Raw genomic sequence first — 17,972 nt, 5'->3', positions numbered from 1 at the left:
AGGCGTTTGCTCTGTTATACTCCGGCCTTCCCGCCAGGCTCACGCCCGGACGCCCGGTCTTGCAAAAGGCATCCCGACACCGCTACAGCGCAGCTTCCAGCCCGCGCGAGCCTTGTCCGGACCTACCTTTCAGACTCGGCAGGACCGGACGGGATGACATCTTTTTATTGAACGTCATTCGCGCCAGGCAAGACTATCCCATTGGGCCAGGCCCTCACTAAAACAGGATTACTCATGTCCTTTGCTTCCCTCGGTCTCTCCGAGGCTTTAGTCCGCGCCATCGAAGCCGCCGGCTACACCCAGCCTACCCCGGTGCAACAGCGGGCCATTCCCGCCGTGTTGCAAGGTCGCGATCTGATGGTCGCGGCGCAGACAGGTACTGGTAAAACCGGCGGTTTCGCCCTCCCGATCCTGGAGCGGTTGTTCCCTAACGGTCACCCAGACAAATCCCAGCGTCACGGCCCGCGCCAACCTCGCGTGCTGGTCCTGACCCCAACCCGCGAACTGGCCGCCCAGGTGCACGAGAGCTTCAAGATCTACGCTCGTGACCTTAAATTCGTCAGTGCCTGCATTTTCGGCGGCGTCGGCATGAACCCTCAGGTCCAGGCCATGTCCCGTGGTGTCGACGTGCTGGTGGCTTGCCCCGGGCGCCTGCTCGATCTGGCCGGCCAGGGCAGCGTCGACTTGTCCCACGTTGAAATCCTCGTGCTGGACGAAGCCGACCGCATGCTCGACATGGGCTTCGTCCATGACGTGAAAAAAGTCCTGGCCCGCCTGCCCGCCAAGCGCCAGAACCTGCTGTTTTCGGCGACGTTCTCCAAAGACATCACCGACCTGGCCGGCAAGCTGCTGCACAACCCGGAACGCATCGAAGTCACGCCGCCGAACACCACGGTCGAGCGCATCGAACAGCGCGTATTCCGCCTGCCAGCCAGCCACAAACGCGCCTTGCTGGCACACCTGATCACCGCCGGTGCCTGGGAACAGGTCCTGGTGTTCACCCGCACCAAGCACGGCGCCAACCGCCTGGCCGAGTACCTGGACAAGCATGGCCTGCCGGCCGTGGCGATCCATGGCAACAAGAGCCAGAACGCTCGCACCAAGGCCCTGGCCGACTTCAAGGCCGGCGAAGTGCGCATCCTGGTCGCCACCGACATCGCCGCCCGCGGCCTGGACATCGACCAGTTGCCCCACGTGGTCAACTTCGAGCTGCCGAACGTCGATGAAGACTACGTGCACCGTATCGGCCGTACCGGCCGGGCCGGTCGTTCGGGTGAAGCGATCTCGCTGGTCGCGCCGGACGAAGAAAAGCTGCTCAAAAGCATCGAACGCATGACCAAGCAGAAAATTGCCGACGGCGACCTGATGGGTTTCGATGCCAGCACCATCGAGGCCGAGAAGCCTGAAGTACGTGAACGTCCGGACGTGCGCAACCCGCGCAACGCCCGTGGTCCGCGCGGCGACGGCCCGAATGGCACCGGCGGTGGCGGCGGTCGCAAGGACAAAGGCAAAGACAAGGGCAAGGAAAAATCGGCCAGCAATAGCAATGGTCGCGGCGAACGCCCAGCCCGTGAGCAAAAGCCTCGCGAAGGTACGCCGGCCCGTGAACAGCAGCGTCCGGCACCTCGCGCCGCATCTGATCGCGCCCCGGATGAGTTCCTGGACGACGATGTCGATAACTTCGGTAACCGCGTCGACTACGTGCCGCAGCAAAAACCGGCCCAAGGTCGCGGCCGCCGTCCGGGTGCTCCGGCACAAGGTACGGGGGCAGGTACGGGGGCAGGCGCAGGCGCTCCGCGCAGCGGCCAGCCACAGGGTCGCCAGAACGGTCCGCGCAACAGCAACGGCTCGTCCACCGGCACCCCGCCGGCCAAACGCAGCGGCCCGCGCAACGGCGCCCCTCGTGACGGCCAGGCCCGCCGCGAAGACACCCGCCCTCGCCGTCCGGCCCGTGAAGACCAGCCTCTTCAGGAGCCTGCAGTGCAGAATCCCCGTAGCAACCAGCCGCAGCCGAAGATCATGCACAAGGAATCGAAAGCCGATCGCTTCCCGACGCCTGAGCAACTGGATCAACTGCCGAGCCGTCCACGGGGCGAGAAACCAGCGTTGCTGACTCGCAATCGCTGATCGTTTCGCCGCAATAAAAAATGCCCCTGATCTTGCGATCAGGGGCATTTTTTTGTCAGGCGCGAAGCTTACTTCGCTTTGACACCTTCAAAGGTCACGTACAGTTCAACGGCGTCAGACTGTGGGCCCAGCTCTTTCTGCTTGCCGAAGTCGGAACGCTTGATGCTGGTAGTGCCCTCGAAGCCAGCACGATAGCCGCCCCATGGATCCTTGCCTTCACCCAGGAAAGTGGCCTTGACCACGATCGGCTTGGTCACACCCAGCAGGGTCAGGTTGCCGGTTACGTCGGCAGTTTCTTTGCCATCGGCATTTTTGCCAGTGGCCTTGACGCTGGTAGAGACGAACTTGGCTTCGGCGAATTTGCTGACGTCCAGGAAGTCCCCGCTGGCGATGTGCTTGTCACGCTCGGCGTGGTTGGTGAACACACTGGCGGTACGTACGTTGAACTCGATCTTGCTGTCTTCAGGCTTGGCGGCGTCGAAGCTGAACTTACCGTCGATATCCTTGAAGGTACCGGTGATGTAGCTGTAGCCCAGGTGGCTGATCTTGAAGTCGACGAAGGCGTGCTGGCCTTCCTTGTCGACCACGTAGTCAGCAGCCATGGCCTGGCCGGCCGACAGCAGAGCGGAACCGATTGCCAGAGCGGCGAGCGTCTTTTTCAACATGCTTTCTATTCCTTTGGAGTCGAGGTTGAACATCAGGCTTGGCGCCCCAGCATTCGCTTGAGGGTCGCGTCACGGTCGATAAAGTGGTGTTTCAATGCTGCCAACGCATGAAGGCCGGAGAAAATAACCAGCGCCCACGCCAGGTAAAGGTGAATCTGGCCGGCGACGTCTGCCTGATCGGGCAGTCCGGACACCAGCGCGGGGACTTCAAACAGACCAAACACCGGAATCCCGACACCGTCTGCGGTGGAAATCAGGTAACCGGCAACCATCACGGCGAACAGCCCGAGATACAGCGCGCCATGACCGAGCTTGGCGCTGACACGCGTCAGACGCCCGTAAGTCTCCAGGGTCGGAGGCGGCGGGCTGACAAAACGCCAGATCACCCGCAGCAACATGACCGCCAGCAATACCAGGCCGATGCTCTTATGCAGGTCCGGCGCGTCTTTGCGCCAGCTGCTGTAGTAGTCCAGGCCGACCATCCACAGGCCCAGCGCGAACAGCCCGTACACCACCAGCGCAACGCCCCAGTGCAAAACGATGCTGACCCAGCCATAGCGAGAAGAAGAGTTGCGTAGCTGCATTGCTCATATCCTGTGAAAACTGCGACCAAGACTAGCGAGTTATCTATCGATTTAAAGCGGAAATTTTCGCTTTGAAATATCGAGAAATACGATCATCAGTCTGGATGGGGTGGGTTAAGGAAAGATTAAAGGGGAAACGATGGGGGATGGCGAGGGGGTCAGGCAGCCTTTGGGTGCCTGTATGGGCCTCATCGCCAGCAGGCTCGCTCCCACAGGAGACCGCGTGGGGCCACCCCGCCGCCCAACATGTTTTTGCCATGCACTATATATGTATCGCCATTTCCGCTTTTACCCTTGATCAAATGAGCGTTCAACGACTCATAGAACGAGGTGAAAACATGGCTGTTCCTTACACTCCATTTCGAACCAGTGGCTCGCCGTTGCTGCCATCCAATCAAACAATGTCGCCGGGGCAGTACCTTCAGTCTCCAAGCGGACGATTTCGATTGATATTGCAGGATGATGGGAATTTGATCATTAAGGATGGCGAGGCTGTCGTCTAGGTTGCAGATGGCAATCAACGTTATAGCTCAACCTTGCATCCAAAAAGAATGCGGGAGCCCCTGCAATTTGTAATTGCCAATAGTGGCTTTCTTTACGATCCAGCGAGAAGGCGTGTATGGATTGCTGAAAGTACTCATAGTAGAGACAAATCACTTTGGTATAACGCTTGTATGACGATGCAGGATGACGGCAATTTGGTCATCTATGACAGACGGACCGGAAGTCTTTGCTGGGCCCGCTTTGGATTTGTTCCTGGCCGTTTTCCTAAGCCAAAGCGGGTCAAGGTCATATTTGAAGATGTGCCGATTCACACATGGAAATTTTCATTAGGACCTCTCTAACACCATTCACGACTCAGATATAAAAGCGCCGAATAGAAAAGCATCAATTGACTGAACACTCAGGCTTGTACGGATCCATTCGGCACTTATATGCCAGTTGAGGGTCATTTTTTGGAATCATCGGAATCGTTAAAGGATCTCTGCAATCGCCAACTACGCAACCAGACAGTGTGGTCAACATTATTATTGCTGCTAGTAATTTCATATGCTCTCCATTTTTTGAAGAGACTAGAGCGCAATACTTGGTGCGATCTATCATTTCCTTCCGACTCTTTTGTGGGAAGCATCTGATATATCGCTGATACGTGTAGGAGCAAGATCGGAGATCTGTGCAGCTTCAAGGCTCTACGCAAGCAAAACCAAATGCCTCATACCTGATAGATGAGCAAAAAAAAGCGCGGCCCGTGGGTCGCGCTTTTTTTTACGCCTGAACGTTACTGAGCCTCGGCCTCAGTGGTCGCCGCCGGCTTGGCCGCTGGCTTCTTCGCCGGTTCAGCCTTTTTCACCGGGGCCTTGGCCGGGGCTTTTTTGGCCGGGGTCTTGGCGGCCGGTTTCTTCGCCGGTGCCTTCTTGGCAGGCCCGGCTTTTACCGGCGCCACAGGCTTGGGCGCTTCCACCGGCGCAGGTGCCGGGGTTGGTACTGGAACAGGCGCCGGTGTTGGCGGAGCTACCGGTTCCGGAGCCTTGGTCGGTTCCGGCTTCTTATCGTCATCCGAGCCACCAAACAGGTTAGTAAAGAAGTTGCCCTTCTTCGCCGCCACCGCGCCGGCAGCTGCGGCCGTTGCCGCCGGAACGACCTTGGCCGGTTCAAACGACTTGCCCGCCGCCAGGTCTTCAACCTGGCTGGCCGCCCGCTGACCGCTGCGCAATGCGCCTTCCAGGGTGCCTGGATACAAGGTGTCGGTATGTTCGCCGGCAAAGGCTACACGCTGCAACGGCCGTTCCCACAGACGCCAGTACTTGCTGATCTGGCCCGGACCAAAGGCCAGGTACGCGCCGCCCATGGACGGGTCGGTACTGTAGCGGCGAATCTCATAACCGGTGAACGCCCCACGAGCCTGTGGATAAAACGCGTGCAAGCGGATCAACACCTGATCGACCATCTGCTTGTCGCCAAAGGCCTGCATCACCCGGGCGTTGTCGCCGGACAGGTTGATGACCACGTTGGCGCCGCCCTTCATGGCCGGCTCGATCCACATCATGCCCAGGCCGGCGTTACTGTAGATCTCGCCCGACATGCGCGCCTTGCTGTCCCAGACCGGCGTCTTGAACTTGAGCATGATCTGGTCGCGCCAACCGTAGTTGGTGCCCTTGATCGCGCCTTGGTGCTGGGCGTCCAGGGCCGGGGTCAACTGGATATTGTTCAGCGCCCGCAGTGGCACCGCCAGCACGACGTAATCAGCCTGATAGCCGACGCTGCCGACCTTGACGGTCACACCGTCCTTGTCCTGGGAAATGGCCGACACGGGCGAACTGGTCTTGATGGTCTTCAGCTGCTTGACGAAAGCCTGGGCCAGTACCGGGCTGCCACCCAGCAGGCGGGAGGCGCGCAGGTCGCGGTCGGACACACCACGATAGACCCGGGTCTGCTGTGCGAAATACAGCAACGACAGACGCGACGGTTCGTCATAGTGAGTGCGAATCTCCTGGTTCACCAGCTGCCGCGCGGTGGCTGGCAGTTGCAGACGGTCGAGCCAGTTGGCCACGGAGATCTGATCCAGCGAGTGCAACGTGTTGTTGGCCGCCGGGTTCTGCGGGTCTTCAATGGAACGCGCCAGGTCGTCCAGGGTGGTTTCGTAGCGCTTGAGGGCTTCGGCGGTGGCCGGCTGTTTGGTCGCCAGGTCAGCGGCGGTGAAATAGGTGCCGTCGATCAGATAGCTTGGGGTGCGCACGAATTCCGGGGCCGGCGTGGTACTCAGCTTGAAGGTCGAGACGTATTTGTTCAGCACCGGCTGAGTCTTTTCGTTGCCGATCCACTCACTGGTGGCCATGCCCGAGCGACCGCCCAGGCTCGGTTTGGCTTCCAGCAGCGTCACGGTCCAGCCTTTGTTCTGCAGCTCATAGGCCGCTGTGAGCCCCGCCAGGCCACCGCCGATGACGATAGCCGTCGGTTGCTTGTCCTTGGCCAGCGCCGAAACGCTGAACAGCCCTATCATCACCAGCGCACAGGCGCGCAGCCAACCAGCAGACATTCAACGAACTCCGGAGTAAACGTAGGTAACTTCAGTTTTTCGAGCCAGGCGGCCCTGAGAACGGCGAAGAATACGTCAGCCATCAAAGCGCCGCCAGCGGCGTCTATCGCCTCGTTCAAAGTAGGCGCAACGACACAATGGGTTGTCCACGGGGCCGTCATTGCATAGGCTTGCGCGATTGTTTTGCCCGCGCCCGCCGCGAGCCGCCTCGAGGAGACTGTTAATGGGCCTGAATAACCAGTGGATGCAACGCGACCTCGCGGTGCTGTGGCATCCCTGCACCCAGATGAAAGACCACGAACAGCTGCCGCTGATCCCCATCAAGCGCGGCGAAGGCGTATGGCTGGAAGACTTCGAAGGCAAGCGCTACCTCGATGCCGTCAGTTCCTGGTGGGTCAACGTGTTTGGCCATGCCAACCCGCGCATCAACCAGCGGATCAAGGATCAGGTCGATCAGTTGGAGCATGTGATTCTGGCCGGCTTCAGCCATCAGCCAGTGATCGAACTGTCCGAGCGCCTGGTAAAGATGACGCCCGCGGGCCTGACCCGGTGCTTCTACGCCGATAACGGCTCGTCCTGCATCGAAGTGGCGATGAAGATGAGCTTTCATTACTGGATCAATCGCGGCCAGCCCAATAAAAAGCGCTTCGTCACCCTGAGCAACAGCTACCACGGCGAAACCATCGCCGCGATGTCGGTGGGCGACGTGCCGTTGTTCACTGAAACCTACAAGGCGCTGCTGCTGGACACGCTCAAAGTGCCCAGCCCCGACTGCTACCACCGCCCCGAAGGCATGGGTTGGGAAGAGCATTCGCGCACTATGTTCGCCGCCATGGAACAGACCCTCGCCGAACACCACGACACCGTGGCCGCGGTGATTGTCGAGCCGCTGATCCAGGGCGCTGGCGGCATGCGCATGTATCACCCGGTGTACCTCAAGCTGCTGCGCGAGGCTTGCGACCGCTACGGCGTGCACCTGATCCACGACGAAATCGCCGTCGGCTTCGGCCGTACCGGGACGATGTTCGCCTGTGAACAGGCCGGCATCACACCGGACTTCCTCTGCCTTTCCAAGGCCCTGACCGGCGGTTACCTGCCGCTGGCGGCGTGCGTGACCACCGACGAGGTCTACAGCGCGTTCTACGACGACTACCCGACCCTGCGCGCCTTCCTGCACTCCCACAGCTACACAGGCAACCCCCTGGCCTGCGCGGCGGCCCTGGCGACGCTGGATATCTTCGAAGAAGACAACGTCATCGAAAACAACAAAGCCCTGGCCCAGCGCATGGCGAGCGCAACCGCGCACCTGGCCGATCACCCGAACGTGGCCGAAGTGCGTCAGACCGGCATGGTGCTGGCCATCGAAATGGTCAAGGACAAGGCGAGCAAAACCGCTTACCCATGGCAGGAGCGTCGCGGCCTGAGCGTGTTCCTGCATGCCCTGGAGCGCGGCGCGTTGCTGCGACCGCTGGGCAGCGTGGTGTATTTCCTGCCGCCTTATGTCATCACACCCGAGCAGATCGACTTCCTGGCCGAAGTGGCCAGCGAAGGCATCGACATCGCCACCCAGAACAAGGTCAGCGTGGCCGTGCCGAAGGATTTTCATCCGGGTTTTCGCGACCCGGGCTAGCCCCTGGGCCACCGCCATCGCGGGCAAGCCTTGCTCCCACAGTTGATCCACGTACTCCTGTGGGAGTAAGGCTTGCCCGCGATGAGGTCATCAGCGCCAACCCCAATCTTTTTTCTTGCAGAGATTCCACATGAGACTGTCCCGCTTCTTCATCGACGCCCCCCTGAGCCTCGGCGACCACGAGTTGCCTGAAGCGCAGGCCCACTACATCGGTCGTGTGCTGCGCATGGCCGAAGGCGATGCGGTGCAGGTGTTCGACGGCTCCGGCCTGGAGTTTCGCGGCACCCTGGCAGAAGTCGGCAAGAAACGCGTGCGGGTGCAGCTGGACGAGCAATTCGCCGGGCAGGTTGAATCACCGCTGGGCATTCACCTCGGCCAGGGCTTGTCCCGAGGCGAGCGCATGGACTGGGCGATCCAGAAAGCCACGGAACTGGGGGTCAGCGAGATCACACCGATTTTCAGTGAGCGCTGCGAAGTGCGCCTCAAGGACGAACGCGCCGACAAGCGCCTGTTGCACTGGCGCCAGGTGGCGATCAGCGCCTGCGAGCAGTGCGGGCGCTCGACAGTGCCGGTGATTCACCCACCGTTGCTGCTGGCCGACTGGCTGAAGCAGACCGACGCCGAGCTCAAACTGGTGCTGCACCCGGTGGCCGAACCGCTGGTCAGCCACGCCAAGCCCTCGACACTGGCGTTCCTGATCGGCCCGGAGGGCGGTTTGTCGGACGCCGAAGTCGAGCAGGCCAAGACCGCCGGCTACCACGCCGCCCGCCTCGGCCCGCGCGTGCTGCGCACCGAAACCGCGCCGGTGGTGGCATTGGCCGTGGCGCAGCAGTTGTGGGGGGATTTTTAAAGTCGAATGTAGAACTCATGTGGGAGCGAGCAGGCTCGCTCCCACAGCAGAGCAACGGTGCTCATGAGTTAGAGCACATAAAACAAAATCGCCACGAAGTGCAGCAGGCTGCCGGCGATCACAAACAGATGCCAGATGCCGTGGGCATGACGCAGCCGGTGGTCCAAGGCGAAAAAGATGATGCCCACGGTGTACAACACACCCCCCGTGGCCAGCCAGGTGAACCCGGTACTGCCCAGGGCCGCCAATAATGGCTTGATCGCCACCAGCACGATCCAGCCCATCACGGCGTAGATCACAATCGACAAGATCCGCGCTTCGGAACGCGGTTTGATCTCTTGCAAGATCCCGATCAGCGCCAGCCCCCAGACGGTTCCGAACAGGCTCCAGCCCCACGGCCCGCGCAGGGTTACCAGGCAGAACGGGGTATAGCTGCCGGCAATCAGCAGGTAGATCGAAAAGTGATCGACCTTCTGCATGATTTCTTTCTTGCGCCCGCGCACGCTGTGGTAAACCGTCGAAGCGCTGTACAGCACCAGCAAGGTGAACCCGTAGATCGCCACGCTGACGATCTTCCACGGATCGCCGGCCATCCCGGCAATCACCAGCAACCACACCGCACCGATAAACGCTGCGACCGCCCCCACCAGGTGAGTCCAGGCGTTGAGTCGTTCCCCGTGATACATCCAATCCCACCTCATATTCCGAAACAGATGCCAAGGCTCAGGCCTGGCGCTTCAAAGTGCAATGTTTTGCTATCTGTGGGAGCAAGCTTTGCTCCCACACCACAGGGCAGCATCCCATGGTGGATTGGGGCACAATCGGGTCATACAAATAAGAGTCCGCCCCATGCTGATCGACGAAGAATTGACCCTGAAAAAACTCGAGGTGTTCCTGGCCTTCATGCGCACCGGCAACCTCGCGCGGGCAGCGGCCGAGTTGCAGACCAGCAATGTCAGCGTGCACCGGGCCATTCACTCCCTGGAAAGTGCCTTGCGTTGCCCGTTGTTCAAGCACGAAGGCCGCAACCTCACGCCGCTGGAAAGCGCTTATGTGCTGGAAGAGCGGGCGCAGAAGCTGATTCAGGACGTGGTCGAAAGTGTGCGCCTGACCCGCGAAGCCGCCGGGTTCTCCGCAGAGCGTTTCAAGCTGGGCTCGCTGTACTCGCTGACGGTCAAGACCGTGCCGCAGTTGATCATGGGCCTGAAAATTCGCCGCAGCGAACTCAATATCGACCTGATCATGGGCTCCAACATCGACCTGTTGTACAAGCTCAAGAATATGGAAGTCGATGCCATCCTCGTCTCGCTGGACGACAGCGTCAACGACCCGGACTGCGAGCACATCGCGCTGTTTTCCGATGACATCTTCCTCGCCACGCCAGCGGACTCGCCCTTTGCCCAACGGACCGAAGTCGATCTGGCCGAGGTGCGCGACGAGACGTTTATCACCTTGACCCAAGGTTTTGCCACGCATCAGGACGGTATTCGGGTGTTCAAGCAGGCGGGGTTCGAGCCGAAGGTGGCAATGCAGGTCAACGACATCTTTACCCTGCTGAGCATGGTCAGTTCCGGGGTGGGCTATGCATTGCTGCCAGGAAGGATTGCGGCGGTGTATGAAAACCGGGTGAAACTGATCCCCTTGCAGGAACGGTATCGGTTGCAGCAGCACATCGGCGTGGTGTTTCTGAAGGCCAAGGAGCGCGATCCGAATTTGCTGGCGTTGCTTGCCGAATGCCGGATGTACGCTAATCGCCAGGCCACCTCATGATCGTTCCCACGCAGAGCATGGGAACGGTCAGTCAAGACTGAGACCTACCCCATCAACCCCCGCATGATCAGGAACAACAACGAAGGGCCCAGCAAACACCCCAGCGCCGTATAGAACGCCGCCGTCAGGCAGCCATACGGCACCAGCTTCGGATCCGTCGCCGCCAGGCCACCGGCCACGCCGCTGGAGGTGCCCATCAATCCGCCAAAGATCACCGCACTGCGCGGATTGTTGAGGCCAATCAGCGGCGCCACGAAGGGTGTCGCCACCATCACCAGGATCGCCTTGATCAGCCCTGCGGCAATGGACAGCGCCATCACCTCGGAACTGGCGCCAATCGCCGCGCCGGTGACCGGCCCGACGATGTAGGTCACCGCCCCGGCACCGATGGTGGTCAGGCTCACCGCGTCAGTGTAACCGAAGGCCATTGCGACCCCGACACCGGCGATGAACGAGGTGCCAACCCCGACAAACAATGCCAATACCCCAACGAAACCAGCGCGCTTGAGCTCCTCGATACTCACGCCGAATGCCGTAGCAACAATGGCAAAGTCCCGCAACATGGCGCCGCCCAGCAACCCAATCCCCGAGAGCAGTGGAATGTCCACCACCCCCTTCTGCCCACCGGTCATCGCACCACCGATGTACGACAGCACCAGCCCCAGCAGAATTGCGATGGCCGAGCCGTGCAGGCGACCCTTGGTGAAGGTGTCGCTGATCCAGTACGACACCCACATGGTGATGCCGACAATCGCAAAACCACTGATCAGGCCGTAGCCGGTAATCACTTTCATCATTGATTCGTACATGGCGATCACCCGACCGTCTTCACGGAAACATCGGCTTCAGGCCCTTTGTTGCCGATGCGCACCAGCACCGGCACCAACGCAAAGGCAATCACCACTGCCAAGGTCCCGGCCAGAATCGCCATCGGCCCACCTTTGAGCGCGCCATAAACGTTTTGCTGGGCCGCCATGGCGACCACGATCGGAATGTAAACCGCGCTCCAGAACTCCACGCCCGCCTCGGACTTACCCTTGAGCAGGCCGCGTTTGCTCAGATAGCTGCCCAGGCCGATCAACAGCAGCATGGCAATGCCGACGCCGCCGACGTTGGCCGGAACGCCGATCAATTTGCCCAGTAGCTCACCGATAAAAATACCCGCCAGGGTACAGAAGGCTAGAAATGCCACACCGTAAATAATCATTGTTGTAGTCCTCAAAGTGCATCGTCGAAGTTGTTGTTTTTGTGCTTCGCCAGCTTGAGTCGGTGGTCTAGGGTTGGCGGCTTCCCTCCTCACGCAACAGCGCCTGCAAGGTATCGAGCCGCGCACCGTCGAAGGCAATGACGGTGCCCTGCTCGAACACCCGGCGCGCCAGCCCGGTCAGTACCGCACCGGGTGGCAGTTCGATCTGCAGACGTACGCCACGCTCGTAAGCGCTTTGCACGGTGCCGCGCCAATCGACGACGCGGCACATGTTGAAGGCCAGGTCGTCGCGCAAGGCCTCGGTGTTAATCACTGGTCGGGCACGGCTGCCGCTGAGATAACCCAAGGCAGGCGCTTTCAACGGCACCTCGGCAAACGCTTGGGCCAATGTCCGGGCCGGTGTCTCCAGCAGCGGGCAATGGGACGGCACGCTCACCGCCAGCCGACACGCCTTCCCGGCCCCCAGGCTTCGGGCTTTTTGGGCGACGATGCTCATGGCCTCGTCGCTGCCGGCAATGACCACCTGGTTATCGGCATTGATGTTGGCCAGGTAGACCGGCGTTGTGTCGCTGTGCACCTGCACCAGCACATCTTCCACGGCCGCCAGGTCCAGGCCGAGGATGGCTGTCATGCCGTAGCCGTTGGGGTAGGCCTGCTGCATCAACTCTCCCCGCAGGCTCACCAGCCGCAACGCATCTTCGAAGCCCAGCGCACCGGCCACCACCGCCGCCGGATACGCGCCGATGGACAGCCCCGCCACGTAGTCCGGCGGCGGCGCCTGCTCCAGCAATTGACGAGACGCCGCCACGCCGGCGATCAACAAACACAGTTGCACCGCACGGGTCGATTGCAACGCTTGGGCGCTGTCCAGTTGCAGTACGTCTTCACCGAGCACATCACCCGCCTCGCCCAGGACTTGCGGCGCCAGGCCATGGAGCATGCCCGCTCGCTGCGCACCCTGGCCGGGGAACACCAACAGGCTGCTCACGCCACCTGCTCCAGCGTCAGTTGCCATGGGTCTATCACCAAGCGAGCCTGGAGATTGTCCTTGAGCAACACCCGACGCGCCGAACCGGCCCACTCGCGCAGGGCAACGGCGCCGCAGGGCGTTTGCAGCTGCATGTCCACGGCACACACCGAACCGTCCAGTTGCGCCAGCAAATCCCTGGCCTGAGCGCGATCCAGCGGTTGCGGCGTGCGCAGGATCAAATCCAGGTCGCTGCGCTCATGCAGCGCCTCGACGCCACTGGCAAGTTCGAACCCGGCGCTGCCGCTCACGCCCCAGACCCAACCGCTGGCATCCAGCAGAGCCCGAAGCTCGGCCAAGGCGCGCAAGGCCGGCAAGTCACGGCGGGATTCGATGTGGCAGAGATCTTCCGGGCGCACCCGGCGCTGGATCGCGGACACCGACATCGACGTGGCGTAACGTTGTTCCCGGGACGCACCTCGCACGCCCACCGCAACTTGCCCCGGCGCGGCCATCGCCCGCCGCACCACCACCGGTTGCCCGAGGCTGAGGAGCTCAGCGGCCCATGACGGCGCATCCGCCGGCAATGGCTGCGGGGTCAGCCCCCAGAGCAAGTCATGGGCGAGCAACACGCTCACCACTGTGCTCTCAGCAATTGGCGAACGGTGCTGGAGGCGGCTCGATGGGTCGCGCCCAGGCGGCTGCTCAAGTTCCGAGGTGCGCCGGCAACATCGTTGATCGCCTGTTGCAAGGCGTCGGTCACCCGCGCCAGATCGGTCACCGTTGGCTGTTCAATCTGCTCCACCGACAAGGTTTCCCACAACAGCCCCAGACTGGCGAAGCTGTCGATGTCATAGGCCATCGGCGGCACGCTGGCGGCCAGGGCCTCAAGCTCTTCGACACTGCGTAACGTCACCCGCGCCGCCGAAGCCTTGCCCATGGCGTGAACCATCACGCCCGGGTCGCGCAAAGCAATCAGCCGGTTGGCCTGGTAGCCGTGGGCCAGGAACGCCCCGGACATCGCCTTGCCCACCAGCAAACCGATCACCGGATGCCCGGCCAAACGGGCGCGGGCATAGCTGTCTGCCGCGCCGGCCAGCGCCTGATGAATGCCAAGCGCTTCTTCGCGTCGGCCGTAAGCTTGGCTCGGCACATCGACGATGGCGATCAACGGACGCTTGTTGGCCGCATCGCGGTCGGCTTCGATGGCGTCATCCACCGCTTTGGCCAGGCCCCAGCCTTCCAGCAAACCGACTTCGCCGTTGCGAGCCCGCGGGAAACGGCTATCGGGATCGGCGACGACGGCCAACAGGCGTACGCTTTGCTCCCCCAGTTTGATGTCAGCCACTTTCAGCGAAGCAGGCAATCCTTCCAACGGTTTGGCGCCACCGCTCAAGGCCTCGAACCAGTGCAAGCCTCTCAATGAATACGCACTCATGAACGTTCTCCCTGGTACAACTGGCGAACCGCCGCCGGTTCGATTTGCACCTCAGTGTCCAATCGAGCCAGGCGTTGCAGGAACAGCTCGGCCTGGCCGCTGCGGTGTTCGGCGGGCACGCCCAGGTGCAGCAACTGGCTGACCTGTTGGCGGATCTGCGTCACATCATCGGCCGCATAACGATCCACCAATCCCGTGGCGAAACGCTGCTCGCCGCCGGTCAGGCTCCAGATGAACGGTCGGTCGCGGGAGTCGTACTCGTCGATCCCTGCTTCCTGCTCGATCACTTGCGGGCCATTCAGGCCCAGCCGCGCTTCCTGGGTCACCAGCAGATAGCTGCACAACCCGGCGGCGATGGACATGCCGCCAAAGCATCCGACGCTGCCAGCCACCACGCCGACCACCGGCTGGTACTGGCGCAGGTCGACAATCGCCGAATGAATCTCGGCAATCGCCGCCAGCCCGAGGTTGGCCTCCTGCAAACGCACACCGCCGGTTTCCAGCAGCAGTACGGCGCGGGTTGGAATGCCGTTACGGTTATCTTCGGCGGCCAGTTCCAGCGCACCGGCAATCTTCGCCCCACCGACTTCGCCGAGGCTGCCACCCTGGAACGCACCTTCAATGGCGGCGATCACCACCGGCAGGCCATCGAGGCTGCCCTTGGCGATCACCACGCCGTCGTCACTTTGCGGCACCACGCCCTGGCGCAGCAGCCAGGGCGACATGATCCGCTGGAACGGGTCGAGCAGTTCACAGAACGAGCCGTCATCGAGCAAGGCTTTCGCCCGTTGCCGGGCGCCCAGTTCGACGAAACTGTGTTTATTGAGCAGCGCGGTACTGTCAGTCATGACCGATCTCCTCAAAGCCTTGCTCCAGGCGCAACCGCACCACGCCAGGGGTGGCGCCAAAATCGTGGATGTCGATTGCCATTGCAGGCGGTGTCTGGCCGTCGAACATGCGGGCAAACAGATGCAGCCAGCGTTGTTCGCTGCCGTTGACCGAGGTCTGCACCTGGATCGTCAGCTTGCCCGCCAGCCCCGGTTCGATCAGCACTTCCAGATCGCCCGAGCCGACGCAGCCCACCAGCGCCCGGCCCCGTGGCGGCTGCCCGGCGGGAAATTCAAAGGATAAGGTTTCCATCAGCACACTCCAGGGCAAAGGCCATCGCCGCGCTCGATGCGATCGAGGAACAGGCAGGCGGCGAGCAGATCGGCGGCGCCGCCGGGCGAGGCGTTCAAGGCAATCAGTTGTAGGTCGAGCCGGTGCAACTGGCGACGGCCAGCCAGGCTGGCACTGCCACCCGCGTCGAGCACCGCTTTGGCGCCGTGCTGCATGGCCTGCAGGCCTCGTTCGCCGGCGCGGTAGAGCACGCAGGTGTCGGCCAGGGTAGTCATAATGGCCAGCAAGGCATCGAGCCGGGCGTTCTGCTCACCCACACCCGCCGCGCGGCTACGTTTGAGTTGCGGCAGGGCAAGGCCGGTTACCGCCGGGAACGCCAGCTGCGCCTCTTCCCGGGCGCCGCGCACGCCGTAGCGTTGCGCCACTTGGGCGCCATGGCTCAAGGGTTGAGGGGCGTAGCGGTCGTTGAGCAAGGCCAGGCGTGCGGCTCTTAATGCGACGGCGCCTGGAGCACTGGATTCAGATTCCAGCGCCGCGGCAGCGACCAACAGGCCCAAGGCCCAAATCGCACCGCGGTGAGTGTTCACACCGCCCGTGGTGACGAGCATCGCCTCTTCACCCTCGCGGCCAATCCGCCCCAGGGCTTCGCGCAGGGGCAGGCCAATGTCGCCGCAATCAATGGCGGCTTGCGCCATTTCCTTGAAGGCCGGCCACAACGACAGCGCCGAGGCGTGCATCAGGCCCAGGTGCAAATCGGTATGAGCGCCGTTGCCGCGTCGGTCCACCAGGGCCGGTTTGGGGGACAGGTCGGCTTCGTCGATCAGCGCGTCCACCGCCATATCGGCCAAGCGATCGGCCAGAGACAAGCTTTTAGGTTGCAGGTTGAAGGCGTGCATTTACCAACTCCTGAACTTGGCGGGCGGGTTGTAGAGGCCACCGGACCATTCCACCAGATCGGCCACGCTCTTGGCGGCGAGCAACTCGCGGGTGGCGTCGGTGCGGCGAATGCCGAGGTCTTCAGGCAAGGCGATCAACCCTTCGCGGCGCATGCGCGCGGTGTCTTTCGGGTTGTGACGCAAGCCGATGGCGGTGACCCCGGCCACGGCTGCGATCATCGCCTGGCGTTCTTCCAGTGAGCGGGCCTTGTACAGGTAGGCGATGCCTTCTTCGGTGAGCAGGTGGGTGACGTCGTCGCCGTAAATCATGATCGGCGCCAGGGGCATGCCGGCTTTTTTCGCCACATCCACCGCGTCGAGGGTTTCGACGAAGGTCGGTTTGCCGCCCTCCTGGAAGGTCTCGACCATCTGCACCACCAGTTTCTTGCCACGCTCGAGCAGCGGCACCTCGCCGTCGCCGTGGCGCATGTCGAGCCAGGCCGGTGTGCCGTGACGGCGACCGCGCGGGTCGTGGCCCATGTTCGGTGCACCGCCGAAGCCGGCCAGTCGACCACGGGTGACGGTGGAGGAATGACCGTCGCCGTCCACTTGCAAGGTGGCGCCAATGAACAGGTCCACCGCGTATTGCCCGGCCAGTTGGCAGACCATGCGGTTGGAGCGCAGCGACCCGTCGCGACCGGTGAAGAACACGTCGGGCCGAGCAGCGATGTAGTTTTCCATGCCCAGTTCGGTGCCAAAGCAATGCACGCTTTCGACCCAACCGCTTTCGATGGCCGGAATCAGGGTGGGATGGGGGTTGAGGGTCCAGTTACGGCAGATCTTGCCCTTCAGGCCGAGGGATTCACCGTAGGTCGGCAGGATCAACTCGATGGCCGCGGTGTTGAAGCCAATGCCGTGATTGAGGGACTGGACGTTGTGCTTCTCGTAGATCCCGCGAATCGCCATCATCGCCATCAACACGTGCACGGGTTTGATATGGCGCGGGTCGCGGGTGAACAGCGGTTCGATGTAGAACGGCTTATCGGCCACCACCACGAAATCCACCCAGGACGCCGGGATGTCCACGCGCGGCAGGTCGCTGACGTCGTCCACCAACTGGTTGACCTGAACAATGACGATGCCATCGCTGAAAGCCGCCGGCTCGATCAGAGCGGGGGTGTCTTCGGTGCTGGGGCCGGTGTAGATATTGCCGGCGCGGTCGGCCATGAAACCGGCCGAGAGCACCACGTTAGGGATCAGGTCCACCACCAGACGGGCGTAAAGTTCGATGTAGGTGTGGATCGCACCGACTTCCAGCAGGCCATCTTCCAGCAATTGGCTGATGCGCAGGCTCTGGGTGCCGGCGAAGGAAAAGTCCAGCTTGCGGGCGATACCGCGCTCGAACAGGTCCAAGTGCTCGGACCGGCCGACGCTGGGCATGATCATGTGCAAATCGTGCAGCTTCGAAGGGTCGGCTTTCGCCAGGGAGCGGGAAAGAAAGTCCGCCTGCTTCTGGTTATTGCCTTCCAACACCACACGGTCGCCGGGCAGGATCAACGCCTCCAGCGCCGCAACGATCTTGTCGGTGGGCAACACCACGCCGTCGGCAAACCCCTTCACCAACGCAAGACGCCGCTGCTTTTCGCAGCGCCGCCGTGTCCATCGCGAGTCGGGGGATATTGTTGTTGTCATGACCACTCCAC

General features: G+C 61.9%; 17 protein-coding genes. 4 read left to right on the top strand and 13 right to left on the bottom strand.

Features of this window, described 5'->3' with window-relative positions; all coding sequences use genetic code 11:
- The first annotated feature begins 234 nt into the window (after positions 1–234).
- On the top strand, positions 235–2,127 hold the full coding sequence (gene rhlE2 / locus ACA047_RS02015; RefSeq protein WP_497356242.1) for an RNA helicase RhlE2: 1,893 nt from the start codon (positions 235–237) through the stop codon (positions 2,125–2,127).
- Between the two features lie 68 nt (positions 2,128–2,195).
- Here rhlE2 and ACA047_RS02010 read toward each other — a convergent pair whose 3' ends face one another.
- From ACA047_RS02010 to ACA047_RS02000, 3 genes are all read right to left on the bottom strand, one after another.
- The gene (locus ACA047_RS02010) at positions 2,196–2,792 is read right to left on the bottom strand and encodes a YceI family protein (protein WP_497356240.1); all 597 of its coding nucleotides are present in this window, start codon (positions 2,790–2,792) and stop codon (positions 2,196–2,198) included.
- 32 nt (positions 2,793–2,824) lie between these two features.
- Complete coding sequence (locus ACA047_RS02005) at positions 2,825–3,376, bottom strand: cytochrome b (protein WP_497356238.1); 552 nt, start codon at positions 3,374–3,376, stop codon at positions 2,825–2,827.
- Positions 3,377–4,655: 1,279 nt separating this feature from the next.
- A complete protein-coding gene (locus ACA047_RS02000; protein WP_497356236.1) occupies positions 4,656–6,413 on the bottom strand; it encodes a flavin monoamine oxidase family protein in 1,758 nt (585 codons plus the stop codon).
- 223 nt (positions 6,414–6,636) lie between these two features.
- Here ACA047_RS02000 and ACA047_RS01995 point away from each other — a divergent pair, with 223 nt between their 5' ends.
- Together ACA047_RS01995 and ACA047_RS01990 are read left to right on the top strand one after the other, a co-directional pair.
- Positions 6,637–8,043 (top strand): adenosylmethionine--8-amino-7-oxononanoate transaminase, encoded by a 1,407-nt coding sequence (locus ACA047_RS01995; protein WP_497356234.1) that lies wholly within the window; start codon positions 6,637–6,639, stop codon positions 8,041–8,043.
- A 130-nt stretch (positions 8,044–8,173) separates the two neighbouring features.
- Complete coding sequence (locus ACA047_RS01990) at positions 8,174–8,893, top strand: 16S rRNA (uracil(1498)-N(3))-methyltransferase (RefSeq protein ID WP_497356232.1); 720 nt, start codon at positions 8,174–8,176, stop codon at positions 8,891–8,893.
- 68 nt (positions 8,894–8,961) lie between these two features.
- Here the strand turns inward: ACA047_RS01990 and trhA are convergent, their stop codons facing one another.
- On the bottom strand, positions 8,962–9,579 hold the full coding sequence (trhA, locus tag ACA047_RS01985) for a PAQR family membrane homeostasis protein TrhA (protein WP_497356230.1): 618 nt from the start codon (positions 9,577–9,579) through the stop codon (positions 8,962–8,964).
- A gap of 163 nt (positions 9,580–9,742) precedes the next feature.
- On the opposite strand from trhA, the gene ACA047_RS01980 reads away from it, so the two are divergent.
- Positions 9,743–10,663, top strand: coding sequence for a LysR family transcriptional regulator (locus ACA047_RS01980; protein WP_497356228.1), 921 nt, complete (start codon positions 9,743–9,745; stop codon positions 10,661–10,663).
- A gap of 44 nt (positions 10,664–10,707) precedes the next feature.
- On the opposite strand, the gene madM is transcribed toward ACA047_RS01980, so the two are convergent.
- The 9 genes from madM to mdcA form a co-directional block, all read right to left on the bottom strand.
- Positions 10,708–11,472: a malonate transporter subunit MadM gene (gene madM, locus ACA047_RS01975; RefSeq protein ID WP_497356226.1), complete on the bottom strand. Its 765-nt coding sequence runs from the start codon at positions 11,470–11,472 to the stop codon at positions 10,708–10,710.
- 5 nt (positions 11,473–11,477) lie between these two features.
- Positions 11,478–11,870 carry a malonate transporter subunit MadL gene (gene madL, locus ACA047_RS01970; protein WP_497356224.1) on the bottom strand — a complete coding sequence of 131 codons (393 nt, stop codon included), beginning with the start codon at positions 11,868–11,870 and terminating at the stop codon, positions 11,478–11,480.
- A 67-nt stretch (positions 11,871–11,937) separates the two neighbouring features.
- Complete coding sequence (gene mdcH, locus ACA047_RS01965) at positions 11,938–12,858, bottom strand: malonate decarboxylase subunit epsilon (RefSeq protein WP_497356222.1); 921 nt, start codon at positions 12,856–12,858, stop codon at positions 11,938–11,940.
- Positions 12,855–13,475 carry a malonate decarboxylase holo-ACP synthase gene (locus ACA047_RS01960; protein ID WP_497356220.1) on the bottom strand — a complete coding sequence of 207 codons (621 nt, stop codon included), beginning with the start codon at positions 13,473–13,475 and terminating at the stop codon, positions 12,855–12,857. The genes mdcH and ACA047_RS01960 overlap by 4 nt, the downstream gene beginning before the upstream one ends.
- Positions 13,472–14,275 (bottom strand): biotin-independent malonate decarboxylase subunit gamma, encoded by an 804-nt coding sequence (mdcE, locus tag ACA047_RS01955; protein ID WP_497356218.1) that lies wholly within the window; start codon positions 14,273–14,275, stop codon positions 13,472–13,474. The genes ACA047_RS01960 and mdcE overlap by 4 nt, the downstream gene beginning before the upstream one ends.
- A complete protein-coding gene (locus ACA047_RS01950) occupies positions 14,272–15,123 on the bottom strand; it encodes a biotin-independent malonate decarboxylase subunit beta (RefSeq protein ID WP_497356216.1) in 852 nt (283 codons plus the stop codon). The genes mdcE and ACA047_RS01950 overlap by 4 nt, the downstream gene beginning before the upstream one ends.
- A complete protein-coding gene (locus ACA047_RS01945) occupies positions 15,116–15,415 on the bottom strand; it encodes a malonate decarboxylase subunit delta (protein WP_497356214.1) in 300 nt (99 codons plus the stop codon). Before ACA047_RS01945 ends, ACA047_RS01950 begins: the two co-directional genes overlap by 8 nt.
- A complete protein-coding gene (locus ACA047_RS01940; protein WP_497356212.1) occupies positions 15,415–16,290 on the bottom strand; it encodes a triphosphoribosyl-dephospho-CoA synthase in 876 nt (291 codons plus the stop codon). Before ACA047_RS01940 ends, ACA047_RS01945 begins: the two co-directional genes overlap by 1 nt.
- Complete coding sequence (gene mdcA, locus ACA047_RS01935; RefSeq protein ID WP_497356210.1) at positions 16,291–17,961, bottom strand: malonate decarboxylase subunit alpha; 1,671 nt, start codon at positions 17,959–17,961, stop codon at positions 16,291–16,293.
- Between the last annotated feature and the right edge of the window lie 11 nt (positions 17,962–17,972).

The sequence above is a fragment of the Pseudomonas sp. LBUM1664 genome, from assembly GCF_059695895.1.
The sequence above is the reverse complement of the archived record's forward strand: the minus strand, read 5'-3'. Positions and strand labels throughout refer to the sequence as shown.

What these genes read in the sequence shown, in the direction of transcription:
- ACA047_RS01980 (WP_497356228.1), top strand. Translation starts at nt 9,743, where the DNA reads ATGCTGATCGACGAAGAATTGACCCTGAAAAAACTCGAGGTGTTCCTG.
- ACA047_RS01995 (WP_497356234.1), top strand. Translation starts at nt 6,637, where the DNA reads ATGGGCCTGAATAACCAGTGGATGCAACGCGACCTCGCGGTGCTGTGG.
- ACA047_RS02010 (WP_497356240.1), bottom strand. Translation starts at nt 2,792, where the DNA reads ATGTTGAAAAAGACGCTCGCCGCTCTGGCAATCGGTTCCGCTCTGCTG.
- trhA (WP_497356230.1), bottom strand. Translation starts at nt 9,579, where the DNA reads ATGTATCACGGGGAACGACTCAACGCCTGGACTCACCTGGTGGGGGCG.
- ACA047_RS02000 (WP_497356236.1), bottom strand. Translation starts at nt 6,413, where the DNA reads ATGTCTGCTGGTTGGCTGCGCGCCTGTGCGCTGGTGATGATAGGGCTG.
- mdcE (WP_497356218.1), bottom strand. Translation starts at nt 14,275, where the DNA reads ATGAGTGCGTATTCATTGAGAGGCTTGCACTGGTTCGAGGCCTTGAGC.
- rhlE2 (WP_497356242.1), top strand. Translation starts at nt 235, where the DNA reads ATGTCCTTTGCTTCCCTCGGTCTCTCCGAGGCTTTAGTCCGCGCCATC.
- madM (WP_497356226.1), bottom strand. Translation starts at nt 11,472, where the DNA reads ATGTACGAATCAATGATGAAAGTGATTACCGGCTACGGCCTGATCAGT.
- mdcA (WP_497356210.1), bottom strand. Translation starts at nt 17,961, where the DNA reads ATGACAACAACAATATCCCCCGACTCGCGATGGACACGGCGGCGCTGC.
- ACA047_RS01950 (WP_497356216.1), bottom strand. Translation starts at nt 15,123, where the DNA reads ATGACTGACAGTACCGCGCTGCTCAATAAACACAGTTTCGTCGAACTG.
- ACA047_RS01990 (WP_497356232.1), top strand. Translation starts at nt 8,174, where the DNA reads ATGAGACTGTCCCGCTTCTTCATCGACGCCCCCCTGAGCCTCGGCGAC.
- madL (WP_497356224.1), bottom strand. Translation starts at nt 11,870, where the DNA reads ATGATTATTTACGGTGTGGCATTTCTAGCCTTCTGTACCCTGGCGGGT.
- ACA047_RS01940 (WP_497356212.1), bottom strand. Translation starts at nt 16,290, where the DNA reads ATGCACGCCTTCAACCTGCAACCTAAAAGCTTGTCTCTGGCCGATCGC.
- ACA047_RS01945 (WP_497356214.1), bottom strand. Translation starts at nt 15,415, where the DNA reads ATGGAAACCTTATCCTTTGAATTTCCCGCCGGGCAGCCGCCACGGGGC.
- ACA047_RS02005 (WP_497356238.1), bottom strand. Translation starts at nt 3,376, where the DNA reads ATGCAGCTACGCAACTCTTCTTCTCGCTATGGCTGGGTCAGCATCGTT.